Annotated in this window: 17 protein-coding genes and 2 pseudogenes; 6 read left to right on the forward strand and 13 right to left on the reverse strand. The window is 63.5% G+C overall.

Going from position 1 to position 19,913, the window contains the following annotated elements:
• The first annotated feature begins 358 nt into the window (after nt 1-358).
• Entirely contained in the window at nt 359-1,435 is a 1,077-nt protein-coding gene (locus ACSKB8_RS35665) for an alpha/beta hydrolase family protein (protein WP_438109195.1), read from the forward strand.
• Between the two features lie 33 nt (nt 1,436-1,468).
• Here ACSKB8_RS35665 and ACSKB8_RS35670 read toward each other — a convergent pair whose 3' ends face one another.
• The 5 genes and pseudogenes from ACSKB8_RS35670 to ACSKB8_RS35690 all read right to left on the reverse strand — a co-directional run bounded on the left by ACSKB8_RS35670 (nt 1,469) and on the right by ACSKB8_RS35690 (nt 6,415).
• Nucleotides 1,469-1,834, reverse strand: coding sequence for a YunG family protein (locus ACSKB8_RS35670; protein ID WP_438109197.1), 366 nt, complete (start codon nt 1,832-1,834; stop codon nt 1,469-1,471).
• Between the two features lie 408 nt (nt 1,835-2,242).
• Nucleotides 2,243-3,331: a TRAP transporter substrate-binding protein gene (locus ACSKB8_RS35675; protein ID WP_128934506.1), complete on the reverse strand. Its 1,089-nt coding sequence runs from the start codon at nt 3,329-3,331 to the stop codon at nt 2,243-2,245.
• A gap of 164 nt (nt 3,332-3,495) precedes the next feature.
• A complete protein-coding gene (locus ACSKB8_RS35680) occupies nt 3,496-4,584 on the reverse strand; it encodes a TRAP transporter substrate-binding protein (RefSeq protein ID WP_091888831.1) in 1,089 nt (362 codons plus the stop codon).
• A 205-nt stretch (nt 4,585-4,789) separates the two neighbouring features.
• Entirely contained in the window at nt 4,790-5,926 is a 1,137-nt protein-coding gene (locus ACSKB8_RS35685; protein ID WP_438109199.1) for a P-loop NTPase, read from the reverse strand.
• A 52-nt stretch (nt 5,927-5,978) separates the two neighbouring features.
• Nucleotides 5,979-6,415 (reverse strand): annotated as a pseudogene (locus tag ACSKB8_RS35690) (VOC family protein).
• Between the two features lie 197 nt (nt 6,416-6,612).
• Between ACSKB8_RS35690 and ACSKB8_RS35695 the strand changes: the two are divergent.
• From ACSKB8_RS35695 to ACSKB8_RS35715, 5 genes are all read left to right on the forward strand, one after another.
• On the forward strand, nt 6,613-7,485 hold the full coding sequence (locus ACSKB8_RS35695) for an NAD(P)-dependent oxidoreductase (protein WP_130213866.1): 873 nt from the start codon (nt 6,613-6,615) through the stop codon (nt 7,483-7,485).
• 118 nt (nt 7,486-7,603) lie between these two features.
• Nucleotides 7,604-8,884, forward strand: coding sequence for a sodium:proton antiporter NhaD (gene nhaD / locus ACSKB8_RS35700; RefSeq protein WP_370986684.1), 1,281 nt, complete (start codon nt 7,604-7,606; stop codon nt 8,882-8,884).
• Nucleotides 8,885-9,049: 165 nt separating this feature from the next.
• A complete protein-coding gene (locus ACSKB8_RS35705) occupies nt 9,050-10,645 on the forward strand; it encodes a sensor histidine kinase (protein WP_438109201.1) in 1,596 nt (531 codons plus the stop codon).
• 44 nt (nt 10,646-10,689) lie between these two features.
• Nucleotides 10,690-10,893 carry a DUF1289 domain-containing protein gene (locus tag ACSKB8_RS35710; RefSeq protein WP_128934511.1) on the forward strand — a complete coding sequence of 68 codons (204 nt, stop codon included), beginning with the start codon at nt 10,690-10,692 and terminating at the stop codon, nt 10,891-10,893.
• A gap of 28 nt (nt 10,894-10,921) precedes the next feature.
• Nucleotides 10,922-11,476 (forward strand): TIGR02281 family clan AA aspartic protease, encoded by a 555-nt coding sequence (locus ACSKB8_RS35715; RefSeq protein ID WP_128934512.1) that lies wholly within the window; start codon nt 10,922-10,924, stop codon nt 11,474-11,476.
• A gap of 5 nt (nt 11,477-11,481) precedes the next feature.
• Here the strand turns inward: ACSKB8_RS35715 and dusA are convergent, their stop codons facing one another.
• From dusA to ACSKB8_RS35755, 8 genes and pseudogenes are all read right to left on the reverse strand, one after another.
• Nucleotides 11,482-12,474 (reverse strand): tRNA dihydrouridine(20/20a) synthase DusA, encoded by a 993-nt coding sequence (gene dusA, locus ACSKB8_RS35720; protein WP_438109204.1) that lies wholly within the window; start codon nt 12,472-12,474, stop codon nt 11,482-11,484.
• Nucleotides 12,475-12,885: 411 nt separating this feature from the next.
• Complete coding sequence (locus ACSKB8_RS35725; protein WP_438109205.1) at nt 12,886-13,647, reverse strand: SDR family NAD(P)-dependent oxidoreductase; 762 nt, start codon at nt 13,645-13,647, stop codon at nt 12,886-12,888.
• Nucleotides 13,648-13,676: 29 nt separating this feature from the next.
• On the reverse strand, nt 13,677-15,416 hold the full coding sequence (locus ACSKB8_RS35730) for a nitrilase-related carbon-nitrogen hydrolase (protein WP_438109207.1): 1,740 nt from the start codon (nt 15,414-15,416) through the stop codon (nt 13,677-13,679).
• 11 nt (nt 15,417-15,427) lie between these two features.
• Nucleotides 15,428-16,416 (reverse strand): annotated as a pseudogene (locus ACSKB8_RS35735) (acetamidase/formamidase family protein).
• A gap of 31 nt (nt 16,417-16,447) precedes the next feature.
• Nucleotides 16,448-17,176: an ABC transporter ATP-binding protein gene (locus tag ACSKB8_RS35740; RefSeq protein ID WP_438109209.1), complete on the reverse strand. Its 729-nt coding sequence runs from the start codon at nt 17,174-17,176 to the stop codon at nt 16,448-16,450.
• On the reverse strand, nt 17,169-17,885 hold the full coding sequence (locus tag ACSKB8_RS35745; protein WP_438109211.1) for an ABC transporter ATP-binding protein: 717 nt from the start codon (nt 17,883-17,885) through the stop codon (nt 17,169-17,171). Before ACSKB8_RS35745 ends, ACSKB8_RS35740 begins: the two co-directional genes overlap by 8 nt.
• The gene (locus ACSKB8_RS35750) at nt 17,885-18,931 is read right to left on the reverse strand and encodes a branched-chain amino acid ABC transporter permease (protein ID WP_438110800.1); all 1,047 of its coding nucleotides are present in this window, start codon (nt 18,929-18,931) and stop codon (nt 17,885-17,887) included. The genes ACSKB8_RS35745 and ACSKB8_RS35750 overlap by 1 nt, the downstream gene beginning before the upstream one ends.
• Before the next feature lie 33 nt (nt 18,932-18,964).
• On the reverse strand, nt 18,965-19,837 hold the full coding sequence (locus ACSKB8_RS35755; protein ID WP_091888800.1) for an ABC transporter permease subunit: 873 nt from the start codon (nt 19,835-19,837) through the stop codon (nt 18,965-18,967).
• Nucleotides 19,838-19,913 lie beyond the last annotated feature (76 nt).

Consider the following 19,913-nt stretch of genomic DNA (forward strand, 5'->3'; position numbering starts at 1 on the left):
GTCCCCACGGGAAACGGCCGCCCTGGCATCTCGATCAAAGATCGAGAGCCGCCGTGTCAGGTGAAAGCTGAATTCCCGTCGGAACTGGTTGAGTCCGGTATGCCGTACCGTGAAGTCGGAACGACGGTGAACGAACCGCCGCGACTTCAGCCCGATTGCCGGATTCCGATAGCCTGATCGTTCCGCGAAAGGAACACCGAAGAACTACGCATCACGCTAGCGTTGAGATGGCACCAAATCTCGCGCGTTCGATTGACATCGACAGCCTCTGCTGCCGCACCGCTGATGAGCAGGCATCGAGAGGGCAGAGGCACTCTTGTCAGGTTCGTGTAAGCCATGGCCGCGCACAGGTCGTAGGATGCCGCAGCCAAACCCCATTCTGCAGACCGATCCGCTCCAAACAGAGACTCCGGCAGAACTCAAACGAGAGCAACGCATGCACCTCCTCAGATTTACACTCGCATTCGCCCTCTGTCTGATGACGACGTTGGCCCAGGCGGCCGGCTTTCGCTTCATCACGGTGCCGGCCGAGGCTGGCTTGCCAGCATTCCAGGCGGCCGTGTGGTCGCCGTGCCAGGAGCAGGTGGGCGAGGTCAAACTTCGCACGATCACTTTGCCTGCGACGCGGGACTGTGCGGTCTCAGGTGACAAGCTGCCATTGATCGTGATCTCGCATGGCTATGGGGGATCCTTCATCGGCCATCATGACACGGCCGAGGTGCTCGCCGATGCCGGGTTCGTCGTCGTCGCGCTCGACCATCCCGTCGACGCCGGCGGTGGCGACATGAGCCGTGCGGACACGCTCGCCGCATTGACGGAGCGACCCGCAGACATCACGAGATTGATCGACCATATGCTCACCGCATGGTCCGATCATGCGAAGCTCGGCCGTGACCATGTCGGGTTCTTTGGTTTTTCGAGGGGCGGCTATACCGGCCTGGTGGTCGCGGGCGCCAATCCCGATCTGCGAAAGGCCATCGCCTTGTGCCCGGAAAATTCTCCAAAACCCAGCTGCGCCGAACTGCGACGAAGCGAGATCCCGGCACAAGCATTGGCGCATGACCCGCGCGTCAAGGCCCTTGTCGTTGCCGACCCCGCCTTCGGTCCATTGTTCGACCGGGAGGCTCTGAAGGACGTAAAAATTCCGATCCAGCTTTGGGCGTCGGCGCTGAGCGGAGACGACAAGACGGGCGGCGAAGTCACGCTGGATTATGTTTCACTGATTGAGCGCGACCTGCCGGTCAGATCCGACTATCATCTCGTGCCGAATGCCGGTCATTATGCATTCCTTCCGCCCTGCACGCCGGATCTGGCGAACAAGCGTCCCGACATCTGCACCGACAGACCGGGGTTCGACCGCGCCGCCTTTCACGAACAGCTCAACGCCGCCGCACTGGCCTTCTTCCGGACGCATCTGGTGAGAGGTGGTCCGTAGCTCGCGGGATGCAGTGGTGAAGCGAAACGACGATTATTGCGGCTCCAGCGGCCGCCAATCTCCGATGTGACATTCGAACGCCGCTCTAAGCTCAGCCAGTTGGCCGTTCGTTGCCCCCAACTCTGCGTCGGCTCTATTCGCAGGCACGTCCATGTACGCGATCGGCTGATCGAACTGACACGCCGTGAAGTCGTACCGCCGCCCCTCGATCCGGTTGTAAAAATGATCGCCTTGCGGCAGAGGCGTCTTCAGCAACTCGCCGCCAAAGAGGTCATGAATGAGCAGCGCGGTGACGTTGCATTGCCCCGCCGCCGGATTATCCGCGGTCCATTGGCTGGCCGTCGACAATGACCATGCCTTGCGCAGTGCGCCTTGGACCTCATCGGGATCGAAGTCCATGGTCACTCCCAAGGATCGGCCAAGGATGGGCCAAGGATCGGCACCGCGACAGGATTTTCGGATTTTTCGATGATGGCTTTTTGCCACTGTGTTGCCCGACGAGTCAAGCGGCTTCGCAACTAGCAGCATCGGGAGATGCCGAAACGAATCCGCCGCTCGGCGGTCCCTACCCCACTTTCGCTCTCAAAACGCAGCGCGGGCCGCGGCTGCACGAGGATCGTAGCATCCCGCAGATTTACGTCGACGCATCAGTCTGTTGGCAGCATCGACAGGACGTACCGCCGTGACCCCTCGTCTACTGTGCATGGGGTTGTTTTTGCATATTTTGAGTCTGGCACTCTCCAAACGCGGACACGACAACGCCCCGGAGCCTTCGCTCCGGGGCGTTGCAGGCAGCAAGTGGCGTGATCAGCTCTGCGAGCGCCGCGCCATGAAGATGTCGTAGCCGACCTCGGCGACCTGGAACCAGGCGTAGCCGTCGCTCGTGAACTTGGCGAGGGAATCGTGCACCTTCTTGAAGCTGGCGTTGGTCGCGCCGACTTCGGCATGCAGCTCCTTGGCGGCCTTGTGGCAGGCATCCATGATCGACGGCGAGAAGGCGTGCAGCTTGGTGCCGCTCGCAAGCAGCTTCTTCAGCGCCAGCGGATTGGCGTTGTCGTAGCGCGCCATCATGTAGTTGTTGGCGTAGTGGCCGGCCTGCTCCAGCACGCTCTGGTAATATTTCGGCAGCGCGTTCCACTTGTCGAGGTTGACGAAGGCCAGCAGCATCGGTCCGCCTTCCCACCAACCGGGATAGTAGTAGTGCGGCGCGATCTTGTAGAAGCCGAGCTTCTCGTCGTCATAGGGGCCGACCCATTCGGCGGCGTCGATGGTGCCCTTCTCCAGCGCCGGATAGATATCGCCGCCGGCGAGCTGCTGCGGCACCACGCCGAGCTTCTGGAGCACGCGGCCGGCAAAGCCGCCAATGCGGAATTTCATGCCCTTCATGTCGTCGGGCGTGTTGACCTCCTTCCTGAACCAGCCGCCCATCTGGCAGCCGGTGTTGCCCGCGAGCAGCGAGACGACGTTGTAGCCCTTGTAGAATTCGTTGAGCACGTCGCGCCCGCCGCCCAGCATGTACCAGGCCTGGTTGATGCGCATGTTGGGACCGAACGGCACGGCCGAGCCGAAGGTGAAGGTCGGGTCCTTGCCGAAATAGTAGTAGGACGCGGTGTGGCCGATCTCGCAGGTGCCGTTCTGCACGGCGTCGAGCACCTGGAGACCCGGCACGATCTCGCCGGCGGCGAAGATCTGGATCTGGAATTTGTTGTCGGTCGCTTCCGCGACCATCTTGCACATCATCTCGGCGCCGCCGAACAGCGTATCGAGCGATTTCGGCCAGCTCGTCGGCATGCGCCATTTGATTTCCGGCATCGACTGCGCGATCGCGGGCGCCGCGAGCGTGGCGGCGCCGGCCGCACCAAGTCCCGTGACCTTGATGAAGTCTCTTCTCTTCATGATTTCCTACCCTCTTGGATCTGCTTGTTGGGCCTTCTTGCCGAGGCTTGAGGACAGCATGGATCATCGCTCCGCCGAATGCCATCCCGATCGCACTGCGGCAAAGAAAAAGCCCGGCCTCCTTGAGGAGGCCGGGCTACTCGTCTTACGACTTAAGCCGTAGATCAGCCGCGGGTGCGCGAGCGGATCATGAAGCTGTCGTAGGTATACTCGGCGACCTGCCACCACAGATATTCGTCGGAGCGGTAGGCCTGCATGGCGTCGATCGACTTCTTGAAGTCGGCGTTCTTGCCCGAGATCTCAGCCCACAGCTCGTTGGTCGCCTTGAGGCAGGCTTCCAGAACCTCATTGGTGAAGGGACGAAGCTGGGTGCCGCCGGCGACCAGACGCTTCAGCGCCGCCGGGTTCTGCATGTCGTAACGCGCGGCCATCCAGCTGTTGGCGTTGGCCGTCGCGTTGGTGAGGATCGCCTGATAGTTCTTCGGCAGCGCATTCCACTTTTCCAGATTGGCGAAGGCGTGGACGGTCGGACCGCCTTCCCAGAAGCCCGGATAATAGTAGTACTTGGCGACCTTGGCGAAGCCGAGCTTCTCGTCATCGTAGGGACCGACCCACTCGGCCGCGTCGATGGTGCCCTTCTCCAGCGCCGGATAGATATCGCCGCCGGCGAGCTGCTGCGGCACCACGCCGACCTTCTGGAGCACCTGGCCGGCAATGCCGCCGATGCGCATCTTCAGGCCGGAGAGGTCGGCAACGGTCTTGATCTCCTTGCGGAACCAGCCGCCCATCTGGGTGCCGGTGTTGCCGCAGGGGAAGCCGATTACGTTCGACTTCTTGAAGAACTCGTTGGCGAGCTCGTTGCCGCCGCCCTGATAGAGCCACGAATTCTGCTGGCGCGCGTTGAGGCCGAACGGCACCGAGGCGAAGATCGCGAAGGTCGGGTCCTTGCCGACATAGTAGTAGGACACGGTGTGGCACATCTCGACCGTGCCGCTCGAAGTCGCATCCAGCGCCTGCAGGCCGGGGACGATTTCACCGGCGGCGAACACCTGGATCTGGAACTTGTTGTCAGTCATCTCGGCGACGTATTTCGCCACCTGCTCGGCGCCGCCATAGATGGTGTCGAGCGACTTCGGGAAGCTCGAAGTCAGGCGCCACTTCACCTCCGGCGAGGACTGCGCGATTGCCGGCGAGGCCACTGCGGTCGCCGCCGCGCCTGCTGCCGACACTTTGAGAAAATCACGACGCTTCATCTTCATCTCTCTCCTTGCTGGGGCGTTTCCCCTCAACTTCTCTTTTGCTGCCGCTCATTCCGGCGACGCGTGAAGGCCGCGTCGAACCGAAGGGGCTTGACTGCCGTGGGCCTTTAACACGGACCGCCCAGTTTCGGAACGCGACAATGGCATGACGGGGCTCTACGAAAGTCGCATGTCCCCGGAGCTTGCCGCGGCGGCCGGTTCAGGCCGCGGCGATGACACCCTTGAGCTGGTCCCGGACCTGGCCTGCAATGGCGCGGTAGATCGCCGCATGAGGTCCGTCCGGCTCGCTGTCGACCACGGGATTGCCGGCATCCGAGGTGGCGCGAATCGCCATGTGCAGCGGGATCTCGCCCAGGAACGGGACTCCAAGCTTCTCGGCCTCGTGCCGCGCCCCGCCATGTCCGAAAATGTCCGACTTGGTGCCGCAATGTGGGCACTGGAAGTAGCTCATGTTCTCGACGATGCCGAGCACGGGCACGTTGACCTTCTTGAACATGGCAAGCCCCCGTCTTGCGTCGATCAGGGACAGGTCCTGCGGGGTCGAGACGATCACGGCGCCCTTCAACGGCACGTTCTGCGCCAGCGTGAGCTGGGCATCGCCGGTGCCCGGCGGCATGTCGACGACCAGCACGTCGAGCTTGCCCCATTCGACGTCGCGCAGCATCTGCGTCACCGCCGACATCACCATGGGACCGCGCCAAATCATCGCGGTCTCCTCCTCCACCAAAAAGCCGATCGACATAATGGCGAGGCCGAAGCGCCGGAGCGGAATCATCTTGCGCTCGTCGTTCAGCTCCGGCTTGTCGCGCAGGCCGGTCAGCCGCGGCACCGAGGGGCCGTAGATGTCGGCGTCGAGCAGCCCGACCTTGAGGCCGACGTCACGCAGGCCGAGCGCCAGATTGAGCGCGGTGGTCGACTTGCCCACCCCGCCCTTGCCGGAGGCGACCGCGATCACGGCGGCGACGCCGGGGATCTCAGACTGCCGCGCCATCGGCGATTGGCCACCCTGCGGCGGCTTATGAGCATGGGCGGGCTGCACGCCGGGCGTGCCACGGCTCGGCTGCGGGGGTGGCGGCGGCGCGGAGCCCGGCTTGCGCTCGGCGGTGAGCGCCACCATCGCGGTGGTGACGCCGGGAATGGCACGGACGGCGGCTTCCGCTTCGGCCCGGACGGACTCCCATGCCCGCGCCTCGGCGGCATCGACATTGATCGAGAAGAACACCTTGCCGTCAGAGGCGCTGATCGCGCTCAGCACGTTGGCATTGGTGAGCGCGACCCCGCGCGGCGACTTGATCCGGCCAAGGCTGTCGAGAACCTGTTGCTGCGTCACGCTCAAAGCGCATCTCCTGATTTCAAGATGCCCCATTAGAGCGGAAACGCCCAAAAGGCTACTGCCTGCCGATATCGTCAGCCATCTCCGCGGGCGCCGCCCCCTGCTCCCTGGCCGCCTCGTAATTCAGCTCGATCATCACCCCGTTGGGGTCGTGGACGAAGATCTGCCAGAGCTCGCCGCCAGGCACCTGGCGGGACTCGAACTTCATCCCCTTGGACGTCAGCCGCTGCTTCATACCGTCAAAGCCGCGGCTGACGAAGGCGACATGGTGGACAACGCCGGAATCCGGCTTTTGTGGCTCGGCGGTCGGAGAATATCGACGAGGTGCACCACCGGTTTCCCCTCGCTGTACATCCAGGCGCCCGGGAAGGCGAAATTCGGCCGGGCGCCATTTTCCAGGCCCAGCACGTCCTCGTAGAAGCGGATCGTCTCGGCCAGTTTCCGGGTTCGGATGTTGAAATGATCGAGCACGCCCACGCTCACGCCGCCCAAACCCATGCCCATGCCTTCGCTCCCTTTTTTGAAGTCCTTGAGGTCCGCCATCCTAGCACAGGGGACCGCCAAACGAAGCCGTTGCCCTCTGGCCTCAAGGGTTTATGGTGCGCCCCAATCCGCCCACACGGCGGAACCAGGCGCCCTGCTCGCCCGGCAAGAACCGTAAAACCCAAACTACGGACAAGGTACCATACATGGCAAAAGTCGCTTTCCTCGGTCTCGGTGTCATGGGCTTCCCCATGGCCGGACACCTCGTGAAAAAAGGGGGCCATGAGGTCACCGTCTATAACCGCACCGCGGCCAAGGCGAAGGAGTGGGCAGACAAGTTCGGCGGCAAGACCGCACCGACCCCAAAGGCCGCCGCCGAAGGCCAGGATTTCGTGATGTGCTGCGTCGGCAACGACAACGATCTGCGCGCGGTCACGATCGGACCCGACGGCGCGTTTGCCGGCGTCAAGAAGGGCGCAACCTTCGTCGACCACACCACCGCTTCGGCCGAAGTCGCACGCGAGCTCGATGCGGCCGCGACCAAGGCCGGCTTCAAGTTCATCGATGCCCCCGTCTCCGGCGGCCAGGCCGGCGCCGAGAACGGCGTGCTGACGGTGATGTGCGGCGGCGCGCAGGACGCCTATGCCGGTGCCGAGCCGATCATCACGGGCGCCTATGCGCGGATGTGCAAACTGCTTGGGCCCGCCGGCTCCGGCCAGCTGACGAAAATGGTCAACCAGATCTGCATCGCCGGTCTGGTGCAGGGTCTTTCCGAAGGTATCCACTTCGCCAAGAAGAGTGGCCTCGACGTCGCCGCAGTGATCGAGACCATCTCAAAAGGGGCAGCGCAGTCCTGGCAGATGGAGAATCGCTACAAGACCATGAACGAGGACAAGTACGATTTCGGCTTCGCGGTGGAATGGATGCGCAAGGACCTCTCGATCTCGCTGGCTGAAGCCCGCCGCAACGGCGCCAACCTGCCGGTGACCGCACTGGTCGACCAGTTCTACTCCGAGGTGGAGAAAATGGGCGGCAAGCGCTGGGACACGTCGAGCCTGCTCGCGCGTCTGCAACGCTGAGGAACATCTTGACTGTTTGCTGCCGGGCACGGCGCCGTCCCAGACCTCGACGCGGCCTGCACCGCGACGAGGTCTGGCGAGCACATTGAGCTGAAAGAACAAGTTCGGGGGGACTGACTTGCTGAGCGTGATCGCCGCCGTTTTCATCGTTGCGTATGCTGCCATCGCGCTCGAACACCCGCTCGGCATCAACAAGAGCGCTACGGCTCTCCTGGGAGCGGGCCTGCTCTGGACCATCTACGCGATGTCCGTCGGCGACGCCTCGCTCGTCAACCACCAGCTCGACGAATCCGTCGCCTCGACGGCGCAGATCGTCTTCTTCCTGATTGGCGCCATGACGATCGTCGAGGTGATCGACGCCCACAACGGCTTCGAAGTCATCACCTCGGTCATCCGCACCACGAAGCAGACCACGCTGATGTGGATCATCGGCTTCGTGACGTTCTTCCTGAGCGCGATCCTCGACAACCTCACGACCACCATCGTGATGGTCTCGCTGGTTCAGAAGCTGATCGGCAACAGGAGCGACCGCCTGCTGTTCGCTTCCCTGATCGTCATCGCCGCCAATGCGGGCGGCGCCTGGACCGTCATCGGCGACGTCACGACGACGATGCTCTGGATCGGAGGGCAGATCTCGCCTGTCAGCATCATGGGAGCGGTATTCCTGCCGTCTCTGCTCAACCTGCTGATACCGCTGCTCATCATTGGCTACTCCGTCAAAGGGAAGGACATCGTCCCGCCGCTGCAACGAGAAGCGCAGGCTCTCAAGGTCGAGCTGTTCGAGCGCAATCTGATGTTCTATCTCGGCCTCGGCACACTGGTCGCCGTCCCGGTTTTCAAGGCCGTGACGCACCTCGCACCCTTCATCGGGATCTTGTTCGGGCTGGGCATCCTCTGGCTGGTCGGCGAGATCGTTCACCGCCACAAGGACGAGGATGCGCGTCGTCCCCTCACCCTCGTCCATGCGCTGACGCGCATCGACATGAGTTCCATCGTGTTCTTCGTCGGCATTCTCCTGGCCGTCGCCTGCCTGGAGCACGCCCGCGTGCTGGAGCTGCTGGCCAAATGGCTCGATACCACGGTCGGCCGTCTCGACATCATCGTCATCCTGCTCGGCCTGTTGAGCGCCATCATCGACAACGTGCCGCTCGTCGCGGCGACGATGGGCATGTACAATCTGGTGCAATACCCGCCGGACAGCTTCATCTGGGAATTCATCGCCTATTGCGCCGGCACCGGCGGCTCGATCCTGATCATCGGCTCGGCGGCCGGCGTCGCCGCGATGGGGCTCGAGAAGATCGAATTCTTCTGGTACGCCCGCCGGATCGCAGGTCCCGCGCTTGTGGGATATCTCGCGGGTGCACTGGTCTACATTGCGCAGCACTCGCTGCTGTATTGATCCGTCGTGACCGGACGTTCGGCACTGCCGGTTCCGGCAGAGGTGTTTCTTAATCATCCGTTAACGTAATTCTTTAGCTCCTTAAGTCACCTCTTAAGGATTTCTTGCCAGAGATAGACAATGCAGAAGGCCCGCGTCCGGCGTGGGCAGGAATCGTGTTGCTTGATGAGTAACCCCGCTGAAAAGCCCGAGGTTGTGCAGCTTCCGGCCGAGCCGGTGAGCGCTCCATCGGCGAGCAGCCGCAGGGCTGCGGCGCAGCGGGTGCGCGAGGCGCGCGACAAGTTAACCTCGACCAGCGGAACCCGGCCGGCCTTCGACGCCGAGATGCTGCGCCAATATGCGCAGACGCGGCTGTCGGCTTCCTATGTCGTGATGCTGCTGGTGGTCGCCACCGGCGTGCTGTTCGGGCTCTGGATGCAGCCGATTCCGGCCGCGGCCTGGACCGCGGGCATGCTCTGCATCCACAGCGCGATGATCCGCAGCTGCCGGCGGTTCCTGACTGAGGCCACCTCTCCGGCCGCGACGCGCGCATGGCGAACGCGCTTCGTCGTGCTCGACCTGCTCTATGGCCTGTGCTGGATGGCGATCCTGATCCACCCCGTGCTCGACATGGTCACGGAAACACTGATGATGTTCCTGATGCTGCTGGTGATCGCGGTATCGAGCATGCTGGCCGCCAATCTGCCGATCGCCGCCGTTGCCGCCACCGCGCCGGTCGCGGTCGCAATGGCCCTGAGCTTCGTGATGACCGGCTCACTGGACAATTACATCCTGGCGGCACTCGCGCTCGCGGCCGAAGGCTATTTCGTCCTGCTGGCCCACCGCCTGCACTCCTCGACCTTCGCCACGCTCGAGGCACGCGCCGAGAAGGACGCACTGATCGGCGAGCTCGAACAGGCCAAGGCAATCTCGGACGAAGCACGTCACCGCGCCGAATCCGCCAATGTCGCCAAGTCACGCTTCCTCGCGCAGATGAGCCACGAGCTGCGCACGCCGCTGAACGCCATCCTCGGTTTCTCCGAGGTGATGAAGAGCGAGATTTTTGGCGCACACGCGGTGCCGGTCTACAAGGAGTACTCGGCGGACATCCATAATTCCGGCGTGCACCTGCTCAACCTCATCAACGAGATCCTCGATTTGTCGCGGATCGAGGCCGGCCGCTACGAACTCAACGAGGAAGCGGTGTCGTTGGTCGGCATCGTCGCCGACTGCCATCATTTGATGAAGCTGCGCGCCTCGAGCCGCGGCATCACCATCCACGAAGTGTTCGAGCAGGCCATGCCGCGGCTCTGGGCCGACGAGCGCGCGATCCGCCAGGTCGTGCTCAACCTGCTCTCCAACTCGATCAAGTTCACGCCGCAGGGCGGAGAGATCTGGCTCAAGGCGGGATGGACCGCTTCGGGTGGACAATATCTATCGGTGAAGGATTCCGGCTCCGGAATCCCCGAGGACGAGATCCCGGTCGTGCTCGCCTCGTTCGGCCAGGGCTCCAACTCGATCAAATCGGCCGAACAGGGCGCAGGCCTCGGCCTGCCCATCGCCAAGAATCTGATCGACCTGCATGGCGGCACGTTCACGCTGAAATCGAAGCTGCGCATCGGCACCGAGGTGATCGTCACCTTCCCGCCGGAGCGCGTGATGAGCGCGCTGGCGCCGCTGTCGGATGATTCTCCGCCGCTGCAGCCCGAGAGTTCGCTCGTTCCCGACGAGAAGCGCCGGCCGCGCCACAAGCCGATCATGAGCGCAGGCACGGGCTCTTAACGAGATGCTTGCAGACATGCCCGACGATCCCTCACAATGTCCGTATGAGCAAAGAAACGCCGTGCGTCGCCGTCTGCATGATCGATCCCAAGACCAAGCTTTGCTTCGGCTGCGGCCGGACTTTGCCGGAGATCGCGCGCTGGCACGCCATGGACAGCGCGGAGCGGCTGACGGTCATGGCGCTGTTGCCGGCGCGCATGGATCAGGCAGGACTCGCACCGATCGCGGCATCGCCGAAACGTACCTGATCGGCACGCGCGCATCTGGAGGCGCGCAATGATCCGCTTCCTGCTTGTACTCATCATGCTCGCCGGCACCGCAGGTGCGGTCGTCGCCTATGGCGATCCCGACCAGATCGCGCGCGCCAGCCACAGGGTCTCGCACATCTTCCGCGCGCAGACCGCCGCCCCGGCCCCCGCCGTGCATATCCCGCGCGGCCAGGGTGGCGAGTTCGCACTGCGTGCGAAGATCAACGGCGTCACCGCGCCGATGGTGATCGATACAGGTGCGACCTCCGTGGTGCTGACCTGGGAAACCGCGAAAGCGATCGGACTGCCGCTCGAGATGCTCGAATACGACGTCGACCTGGAGACCGCGGGTGGCCACACCAAGGCGGCGCGGCTCACGCTCGACCGTCTCGCGGTCGGCAAGCTGGTCGAGAAGTCGGTGCCGGCCCTGGTCGTGCAACGTGGCCAGATGAAGACCAATCTGCTCGGCATGAGCTTCCTCGACCGCCTGGAAAGCTGGGGCGTGCGCGCGGACACGCTGATGCTGACAGGTTATCCGGAGCTCCAGAAGGGCCCCCGCCGCTCGCGCATCGCGATCGACTAGACGAGCTACGCCGCCTCCGCTGGCGCAGGTGCACCGATACGCGCGATCGCCTCGCGCAGCACGTCGAGACTGGCGCCCGGCTTCACCCCCTGCTCGGCAAGATGGCGGCGGAAGGCGCGCGCGCCGGGAACGGCGTGGAATGCGCCGACGAAATGCCGCGTGATCGCGTGCAGCCGGGTGCCGCGCGCGAGCTGCTGTTCGATGTAGGGCATCATCGCCTCGAGCGCGTCCTGCATGGACGCGTGCGGCGCCGCCTCGCCGAAGATGTCGGTATCGACGCTGAGCAGCCGCCACGGCTCCTGATAGGCGGCGCGGCCGAGCATCACACCGTCGACATGGGCAAGATGCGCCTTCGCATCGTCGATGCCCGGGATGCCGCCATTGATGATGACGGGCACACTAGGCATTGCGCGTTTGAGCCGATAGACGCGATCATAGTCGAGCGGCGGGATGTCGCGGTTCTCCTTCGGCGACAGGCCGTTGAGCCAGGCTTTGCGGGCGTGCACGATCAGTGCATCGGAGCCGGACGCCACCACCGCGCGCGAGAGCGTATCGAGCGCCAATTCAGGGTCCTGGTTGTCGATCCCGATACGGCACTTCACAGTGACGGGAACCGCGACCGCGCACTTCATGGCGTCGACGCACCTCGCCACCAGTTCCGGCTCCGCCATGAGGCAGGCGCCGAACCGGCCATCCTTCACGCGATCGGACGGGCAGCCGACATTGAGATTGATCTCATCATAACCGAACGCCTCACCGATCCGCGCAGCTAGCGCGAGCTCGTGCGGATCCGACCCGCCAAGCTGAAGCGCCACCGGATGCTCGCACGCGTCGAACCCAAGCAGCCGCTCCCGATCGCCATGAATAATCGCACCCGTGGTCAGCATCTCCGTATAAAGCAGCGCCCGCCGCGTCAGTTGACGGTGGAACACCCGGCAATGCCGCTCGGTCCAGTCCATCATAGGCGCCACGGAAAAGCGATAGTTTTGCGATTTCAATTGGTTATAGAATCCTCTATGCACTCACCCCGGTTATACTATTTCCGCGACAATAGTATAGCCGCCGGACGTGCACATAACCGCCTGCCGTCGATAACCAATTGCTGCGCGTTGAACCCATCATGTTGGAACGACGATCCAAAGGGCAGTGTCGGTTTGCGACGAACCGGATTTCGACACCTCGGCGCCCAATGCAAACGCGACGAAAGCCGCTTACTCGCTCCGGCAAATAGGCCCCCAAACAGGTCATCTCGACAATCGCGCCTTCGAATCTTCGGCTGCAAGACAAAGCACGCTGCAGGCCTCAAGTGCGACAGGGATCTCGGCGGTACGCGATGACTTCGCTCCGATCCATCATGGGCCAGTTTGAGCTAGCGAGGTCGAATGCAAGGCAAACGCCAATACGTTTTGCTACAACTGCACCCCACGCGTGAGTGCACCGTCGACGACAAGATTTGTGCCCGTGATGAAGCTCGCCGCGCGGCTGGCGAGAAACACCACGGCGTTAGCCATTTCCTGCGGCGTTCCCATCCGCCCCATCGGGTTGAGGGCTAATGCGGTCTTGTAGAGCTCGGGATTGTTGTCCTTGATCATGTTCCAGACCCCACCCTCGAAATAGGTGTTGCCAGGCGAGACCGAATTGGCGCGGATGCCCTTCGCCGCGAGCTGATTGGCGAGCCCTTGCGTGTAATGGATGATCGCCGCCTTGAATGTGCCGTAGGGACCAGCCGCGAAATCGACCTCGCGCCCGGAGACGCTGGAGATGGTGACGATCGCGCCGGCCTTGCTCTTCTCCAGATACGGCATGGCCCCGTTCACCAGCCGCACCGTGCCCATCATGTCTGTCGAGAACTCCTTTTGCCAACTTTCGTCGTCCTGTCCGATCGCGAGTGCGCTGACATTGGCGACGACGACGTCGATGCCGCCAAGCCTTGCCGCCATATCGCCGACCCAGGCATTCAGGACGGCCGCGTCGGCGACGTCGACCGCACCACCATAGGCTGCGACGCCCTTGGCCTTGAGCGCAGCCACCGTGCTTTCGACCTCGGCCAGATTGCGCGAGCACACACCGACATCGGCGCCCTCGGCGGCGAATGTCTCGGCGATCGCGCGGCCAATCCCCTTGGTACTTCCGGTGACGAGAACCTTGGCGCCCTTCAGTCCCAAATCCATGGTCGGCTTCCTTTTCTTGGTTTCTTGGTTCAGTAATTGATCGCAGCCACTTTGACCAATCCGCGATAGCTGTGCGGCATGCGCATCGACACCAGATCCTTTCGCCGCACGACATTCGTCGGATAGACGCTGTCGAGATTGGTGGTGTCGACCAGCGCCGTAGCAAGCCCCGTGCCGCCGGCCGCGATCGCCTCCTGCCGCGGGAATGCGAACGTGTCAGGGCCGAATACGCCGCTCAGCCCAGGATAGCCGCGTTCTGGATCGACGACATTGGCGAAAGCGAAGAACAAGTTATTCTCGCCGGCGCGAACGCGGAAATGATGCCAGTGGTGCGGATCCGGGCCGGTTGGAATCGGCTTCGGCTGCTCGACCTGCGTGCCGGGATGCGACGAACTGAAGCGTCCCTTGATCGCGGCAGGACACGCGACGAGATCGCAGCCGCGAAGCGCCAGCACCCGGCCCACCTCCGGAAACGACGCATCGTGACCGATCAACAGCCCGATGCGGCCGATTGGCGTGTCGACAACGGTCCAGCCGTCACCGGCGGTCGCCCAGCTTCGCTCGTCGGCGGTGAGATGCGTCTTGCGATAGACCGAGATGTCCCCATCCGGCGTGATGAGGCAAGCGCTGTTGTAGACCAGATCGCCGTCACGTTCGGCGAGGCCGTAGACAAGATAGAGGTCGAGCTCCTCTGCAAGCCTGCCAAGGCTGTCGGTCGCCGGCCCCGGAATTGGTTGTGCCCTTCTTGCAGGATCGGCAAGGCCCGTCAGGGCGAGTTCCGGGAAGACGACGAGCTCCGCGCCTTCGGCGCGGGCCTTGCGGGTGAGCACCGAGATTTTCTCATGATTCTGGCTGATGTCATCGCCGGGCGCAAACTGCGCGACACTGACGCGCGAAACCTTGCCGGTCGGCCAGGGCTCGTGGCCATAGAGGCCGAAAAAGTCGCGCGGATTCCAGCTGAACGTGTCGGTAAGCAACTCCGGATAGAGCTCCGGCCGGCGCTGCACGAAGACGGCTTCCCCAAGCACGCGGCGGGCGCGTGCGGCGTCGAGATCGATCTCCGACAGCAGCACCCCGTCGCCTTTGTCGAGCACAGCCGTCACATGCCCGTCCGGCGCGATCACGCAGCTCCCGCCACTGAACTGCACCGTTCGTTCGAGCCCCCATCGATTGCTCTCGATGACGTAGCAGCCGTTCTCGAAGGCGCGGCTGATCCAGTAAGGCGCCGGCGTACGCTCCGCCAGCCAGTTCGAGATGTGGCAGATAACATCCGCGCCGCCCAGCGCCATCAGCCGCGCGGTTTCGACGAAATGAATGTCCATGCAGATAAGCAGCGCGATCCGTCCGATCGGCGTCTCGAACACCTGATTATGCAGATCGCCCGCCGCAGCCCATTTCGGCTCAGAAATGTAGGGGTGGGTCTTGCGGTGGCGACCGATGATGCCGTCGGGCCCGATCAGGACGGCGCTGTTGAAGTAGATGCCGTCCTCGTCGACCTCGGGCATGCCGACGACCATGTAGCAATCATATTTGCGCGCCAGCGCCACAAAGCGATTTGTTGTCGGTCCGGGGATCAACTCGACGAACGGCGCGACCTCGGCCCGGTCGAACCAACAATAACCCGTCGTTCCCATTTCCGGTGTGACGATAAGTCTTGCACCGGCCGCCGCCGCCTGCTCGCAGAGCTCGACCAGGCGCGCGACGTTGCGTTCCTTCTCGAACGCGATCGGCTCGAACTGGACGGCGGCGACCTTGTGAATGATGGGCATTCCGATCGGCCTCAACCGAGATAGGACTTCTTGATGGAGGCGCCCAACGTGTATTTGGGATCGACCATGTTGCCGAGCCTGACACGGCCGGCCTGGGTCAGCAGCATATAGGCGTCGATCTCGTCGAAGCCGTAGTCGGCCGCCATCCAGCGGCAGAGCTCGCGATAGGCGATGCGGGCTGCATCTTCCATCGGGCGCGCCGAACCAATCGTCATGATGAAGTCCCTGGTCTCGAGCCGCGGCCAGGCGATGGTCCAGTTCTTGATGAGATCGACCTGAACCGTGGTCACGGTCGGATGCTCAATGGCGACGCCGCAGAGCTCGCCATCGCCCTGCGCCGCATGGCAGTCGCCGAGATAGAGCAAGGCCCCCTTGGTGTTGACGGGCAGGTAGATGATGGCCCCGACACCGACGTCGGGAAGATCCATGTTGCCGCCGTAGTAGTCCGGGACCAGCGAAGATATCGCCTCGATCTCCGGCGAGGTGCCGATGGTGCCGATGAACGGCTCATAGGGCAGCGTGATCTTGTCGTTCCATTTGGTTCCGGTCTTGGCGTCGATCTCGAGCTTCTTGACCCGCTCCGGCAGCGCCGGGTTGAGCAGCGCCGTGTTGCCCGTACTGACCAAGCCACCGAATTCCGGCATGATCACCGTGGTGCCACGCGGCTGCGGCCCGCGCGGCACTATGCTCTCGATATAGACCGCGAGCGTATCGCCCTTCTCGGCGCCGTTGACGTGGATCGGCCCGTTCTGCGGATTGAGGAACGGGAAGTTGAGCATCTTTGACGGGCTGTCGGTCTCCTTCTTGATGGCGCCCTCGAACGCATCATGGGTCTCTGCCGAGACGACGGCGCCGGGATCGACGGTCAGCACCGGCTTCACATAGGGGCCGTAGACATAGTGGTACTTGCCCTGCTCGCTCTCCGTGATGGTGTGCGTCGTGCCGCGCTCGCCCTTGGCGACGCCCTTGCGGGCCATGATGGAGTTTTCTGCCAGGACATTTGCTTTTCTCCTTCTGTCGTTGGCTAGTCTTCAAACCGCAAGATGACGGCGCATCTCGGCCGCATCGTCGAGCGCCGTGCGATCGAGGTTCGCGACGATGCGTCCCTTGTCCATGACGTAGCAACGCTGCGCCATGGCGCGGATCATGTCGAGATTCTGCTCGACCAGGATGATGGTCACCCCGGTCCTATGGTTGAGCTCGACCATGTTGCGCGCAATGTCCTGGACGATGTTGGGCTGGATGCCCTCCGAGGGCTCGTCGAGCAGGACGAGGTTGGGATCGGCGATCAGTACCCGGCCGATCGCGAGCTGCTGCTGCTGGCCGCCGGACATGGTGCCGGCGCGCTGATGCCAGCGCTCTTCGAGGATCGGAAAAGCCTCGACGATCTTGCGCCGGCCCGCTTCGAGAATGCCGCCGCCCCTGATCGCTGCGCCGACCGCGACGTTCTCGCCGACGGTCAGCCGCGGAAACACGTCGCGCCCCTGCGGCACATAGCCCATGCCGAGGCGCGCCCGCTTGTGCGCTGGCAGAGATTCGACGGCCTCGCCGCGATAGACGATCGAGCCGCTCATCGCCGGCACGAGCCCGATCAGGCTCTTCATCAGCGTGGACTTGCCGACGCCGTTGCGGCCGATGACGGCAACGATCTCGCCTTCGCGCACCTCGATCTCGAGGCCCTGGAGCACCGGCTTGCCGCCATAGCCGGCGCGCAGAGCCAGCGTCGACAGGATCACTTCCTTGCGCGGCTGATCAAGCATGAGCCTGCCCGAGATAGATCGCCGCCACGCGTTCGTCGGCCACGATCTCGTCGATCGAGCCTTGTGCAAACACCTGGCCGAGATGCAGCACGGTAACGCGTTGAGCCACCTGGCGAACGAAGGCCATGTCGTGCTCGATCGCCAGCACCGTCATGCCGTCGGCATTGAGCCGCTGCACCATCTCGCCAGTCATGTGGGTTTCCTCGGGCGACATGCCGGCGGTGGGCTCGTCCAGCAGCAGAAGGCGCGGCTTCAGGCTGATCGCCATGCCGATCTCGAGCCATTGCTTCTGACCATGGCTGAGATTGCCGGCAATCTGCGCTTGCTCCAACTCCAGTCCGAGGAAGCTCAGCAGCCGACCGATCTCCGCTTCGAGCTCCGCACCGCGATGCCGGCTCTGCAGGGCGATCTCGAGATTCTGGCGGACCGACAGGCCCTTGAACACACCAGGCACCTGGAACTTAACCGAGAGACCGCGATGAATCCGCGCAAAGGATTTGAGCGACGTGATGTTCTCTCCGGCGAAGAGAATGTCACCGCTGCCGGGATGATGTTCGCCGAGGATCAGGCGGAATAGCGTGCTCTTTCCAGCGCCATTCGGGCCGATCAGGCAATGGATCTCGCCGGCCAGCAGCGTGAGATCCACGGAATTGGTGACGTGCAGACCACCGAAATGCTTGTTCAGCTTGCGCAGTTCGAGCAGCGACATCAGCCGGCCCTCTGCGTGAGGCGAGTGGCGATGCGGCCGAGCCAGTTCATCACCCCGAGCACGAGACCGTTCGGGGCGATCAGAACCGTGAGCACCAGCAGCACGCCCATGAAGACCAGCGCGTACTGGCTACCGTAGATCGTGAGCGCCTGGAACGCGGCGAGCACCACTAGCGTGCCGATCACGGTCGACGTCAGGTCGCTGCGGCCGCCGACTGCGACCCATATCAGCGGCAGCGCCGCGGCCGTCATGCCCATGCTCGACGGCGTGATGTACTGTCCCCACACCGTGTACAGCACGCCGGACAGACCCGCGAGCGCGGCGCCGATGACGAAGGTGATGAGCTGGTACTTGCGCACGTCGTAGCCCAGCATCTCGGCCCTTTCAGGGTTCTCGCGGATCGCGACGATGACGTTGCCAAACGACGAATTCATCAGGATACGCAAGGCCAGATAGACAAAGACCAGAAGGCCAAGCACGAGGTAGTAGAGACCGACATCGGCGAACAGCACGATGGGCTCGCCCGGCCAGGGGATGGTCAGAGGTGGCATCGCGCTCATGCCGTTGAAGCCGTTGAGCCGCGCAGCTCCGATGTGCCATTCCGGCCCCGCGGTCTGTGCCATGAAGCGTTCCAGCATCAAGGTGACGGCGAGCGTGACGATGCCGAGGAAGACGCCGGCGATGCGGCCGAAGAACATGAAGTAGCCGAGCAGGACCGCGAACAGCGCGGCGATCGCCACCGCCGCGACCAGCGCCACCAGCGTGAAGCCGTAGGCCGAGCCGAAATTGATGGTGAGGATGCCGTAGCCATAGCCCGCAATCCCGAAAAAGGCCGTCTGGCCGAAGGAGAGCGAGCCGCCATAGCCCCAGATCAGGCACAGGCTGAGCGCGATGAACACCCAGACGAAGAAATAGACGGTGTTGCCGACCGTGTAGCCGTCGCTGAACAGCGGATAAGCGAGTGCGACGGCGAGCACAAGTGCGAACAGGCCCCAGAAGGCCGGACCGCGACCAGCGGTCTGCGGGCCTTCGAGACGACGGAACATTGCGAGAAGACCGGTCACGACGCCATCACTCCGTCAGGTGCGCTCGCGCAGCACGAAGCCGGAAATGCCCTTCGGCAGCACCCGGACCACGATGATGACGGCGACCAGCAGACCGATCTGACCGAACAGCTGCCCCTGCCAGGACGTCATCGCCGATTTCACCACCGCGAGTACGCCACCCGCAGGCGCCGTGCCGAGGAAGACGTCCGCGCCGCCGATCACGACGGTAACGAAGGCCTCCATGATGAAGGTCGCGCCCATGGTCGGCACCAGCGTCATGGTCGGCGCGTAGAGCCCGCCGGCAAGGCCGGCGAGCCCTGCGCCGCAGGCGAAGGTGAGGCTGTAGATCAGGCGCGTATCGACGCCGAGCGCGGCCGCCATATGCGGCACCTGGATGGTGGCACGTGCCAGCACGCCGAAGCGCGTCCAGTTGAACAGCGCATAGAGCCCCGCCAGCACACCGAGTGCGGCACAGAACAGCACGATGCGATAGATCGAATAGGAGTAGTCACCGACCTGGAAGCTGCCGAACGGCGTGCCGACGCCTGCCATGGTCGAGCCCACCATGATCAGCGTGCCCTGCGTCGCAATCAAGCTGAGCCCCCAGGTCGCGACGATGGTATCGAGCGGCCGGTCGTAGAGATGACGGATCACTGCGAGCTCCACCACGACGCCGACCAGCGCCGAGACGAGAGTGCCGGCAAGTATTCCCAGTGGGAGCGGCAGGCCGGCATGCACAGTCGCGGCCGTGACGTAGGCGCCGCACATGATGAACTCGCCATGGGCAAGATTGATCACGCCCATCATGCCGAAGATCACCGCGAGCCCGCAGGCCGAAAGCACCAGAAACGCGAAGGCGTCGCCGAATTGATAGAGCGCCGAGAATACGTGGGTCGCGATGTCCATGAATCAACCAGGAAGTGGGAGGATGCGGCGTTGCCGTCGCAGATATCCGTAATCGCCCCGGCGCGCCGCGAGCGCC

It is taken from the genome of Bradyrhizobium sp. BR 1432, assembly GCF_051547705.1.
In the GTDB taxonomy this organism is placed as follows: domain Bacteria; phylum Pseudomonadota; class Alphaproteobacteria; order Rhizobiales; family Xanthobacteraceae; genus Bradyrhizobium; species Bradyrhizobium zhanjiangense.

Bases quoted from the DNA above. Each gene is read 5' to 3' on its own strand.
- ACSKB8_RS35665 (WP_438109195.1), top strand. From the start codon at position 359: ATGCCGCAGCCAAACCCCATTCTGCAGACCGATCCGCTCCAAACAGAG.
- ACSKB8_RS35670 (WP_438109197.1), bottom strand. From the start codon at position 1,834: ATGGACTTCGATCCCGATGAGGTCCAAGGCGCACTGCGCAAGGCATGG.
- ACSKB8_RS35675 (WP_128934506.1), bottom strand. From the start codon at position 3,331: ATGAAGAGAAGAGACTTCATCAAGGTCACGGGACTTGGTGCGGCCGGC.
- ACSKB8_RS35680 (WP_091888831.1), bottom strand. From the start codon at position 4,584: ATGAAGCGTCGTGATTTTCTCAAAGTGTCGGCAGCAGGCGCGGCGGCG.
- ACSKB8_RS35695 (WP_130213866.1), top strand. From the start codon at position 6,613: ATGGCAAAAGTCGCTTTCCTCGGTCTCGGTGTCATGGGCTTCCCCATG.
- ACSKB8_RS35705 (WP_438109201.1), top strand. From the start codon at position 9,050: ATGAGTAACCCCGCTGAAAAGCCCGAGGTTGTGCAGCTTCCGGCCGAG.
- ACSKB8_RS35710 (WP_128934511.1), top strand. From the start codon at position 10,690: ATGAGCAAAGAAACGCCGTGCGTCGCCGTCTGCATGATCGATCCCAAG.
- ACSKB8_RS35715 (WP_128934512.1), top strand. From the start codon at position 10,922: ATGATCCGCTTCCTGCTTGTACTCATCATGCTCGCCGGCACCGCAGGT.
- ACSKB8_RS35725 (WP_438109205.1), bottom strand. From the start codon at position 13,647: ATGGATTTGGGACTGAAGGGCGCCAAGGTTCTCGTCACCGGAAGTACC.
- ACSKB8_RS35730 (WP_438109207.1), bottom strand. From the start codon at position 15,416: ATGCCCATCATTCACAAGGTCGCCGCCGTCCAGTTCGAGCCGATCGCG.
- ACSKB8_RS35740 (WP_438109209.1), bottom strand. From the start codon at position 17,176: ATGCTTGATCAGCCGCGCAAGGAAGTGATCCTGTCGACGCTGGCTCTG.
- ACSKB8_RS35745 (WP_438109211.1), bottom strand. From the start codon at position 17,885: ATGTCGCTGCTCGAACTGCGCAAGCTGAACAAGCATTTCGGTGGTCTG.
- ACSKB8_RS35750 (WP_438110800.1), bottom strand. From the start codon at position 18,931: ATGTTCCGTCGTCTCGAAGGCCCGCAGACCGCTGGTCGCGGTCCGGCC.
- ACSKB8_RS35755 (WP_091888800.1), bottom strand. From the start codon at position 19,837: ATGGACATCGCGACCCACGTATTCTCGGCGCTCTATCAATTCGGCGAC.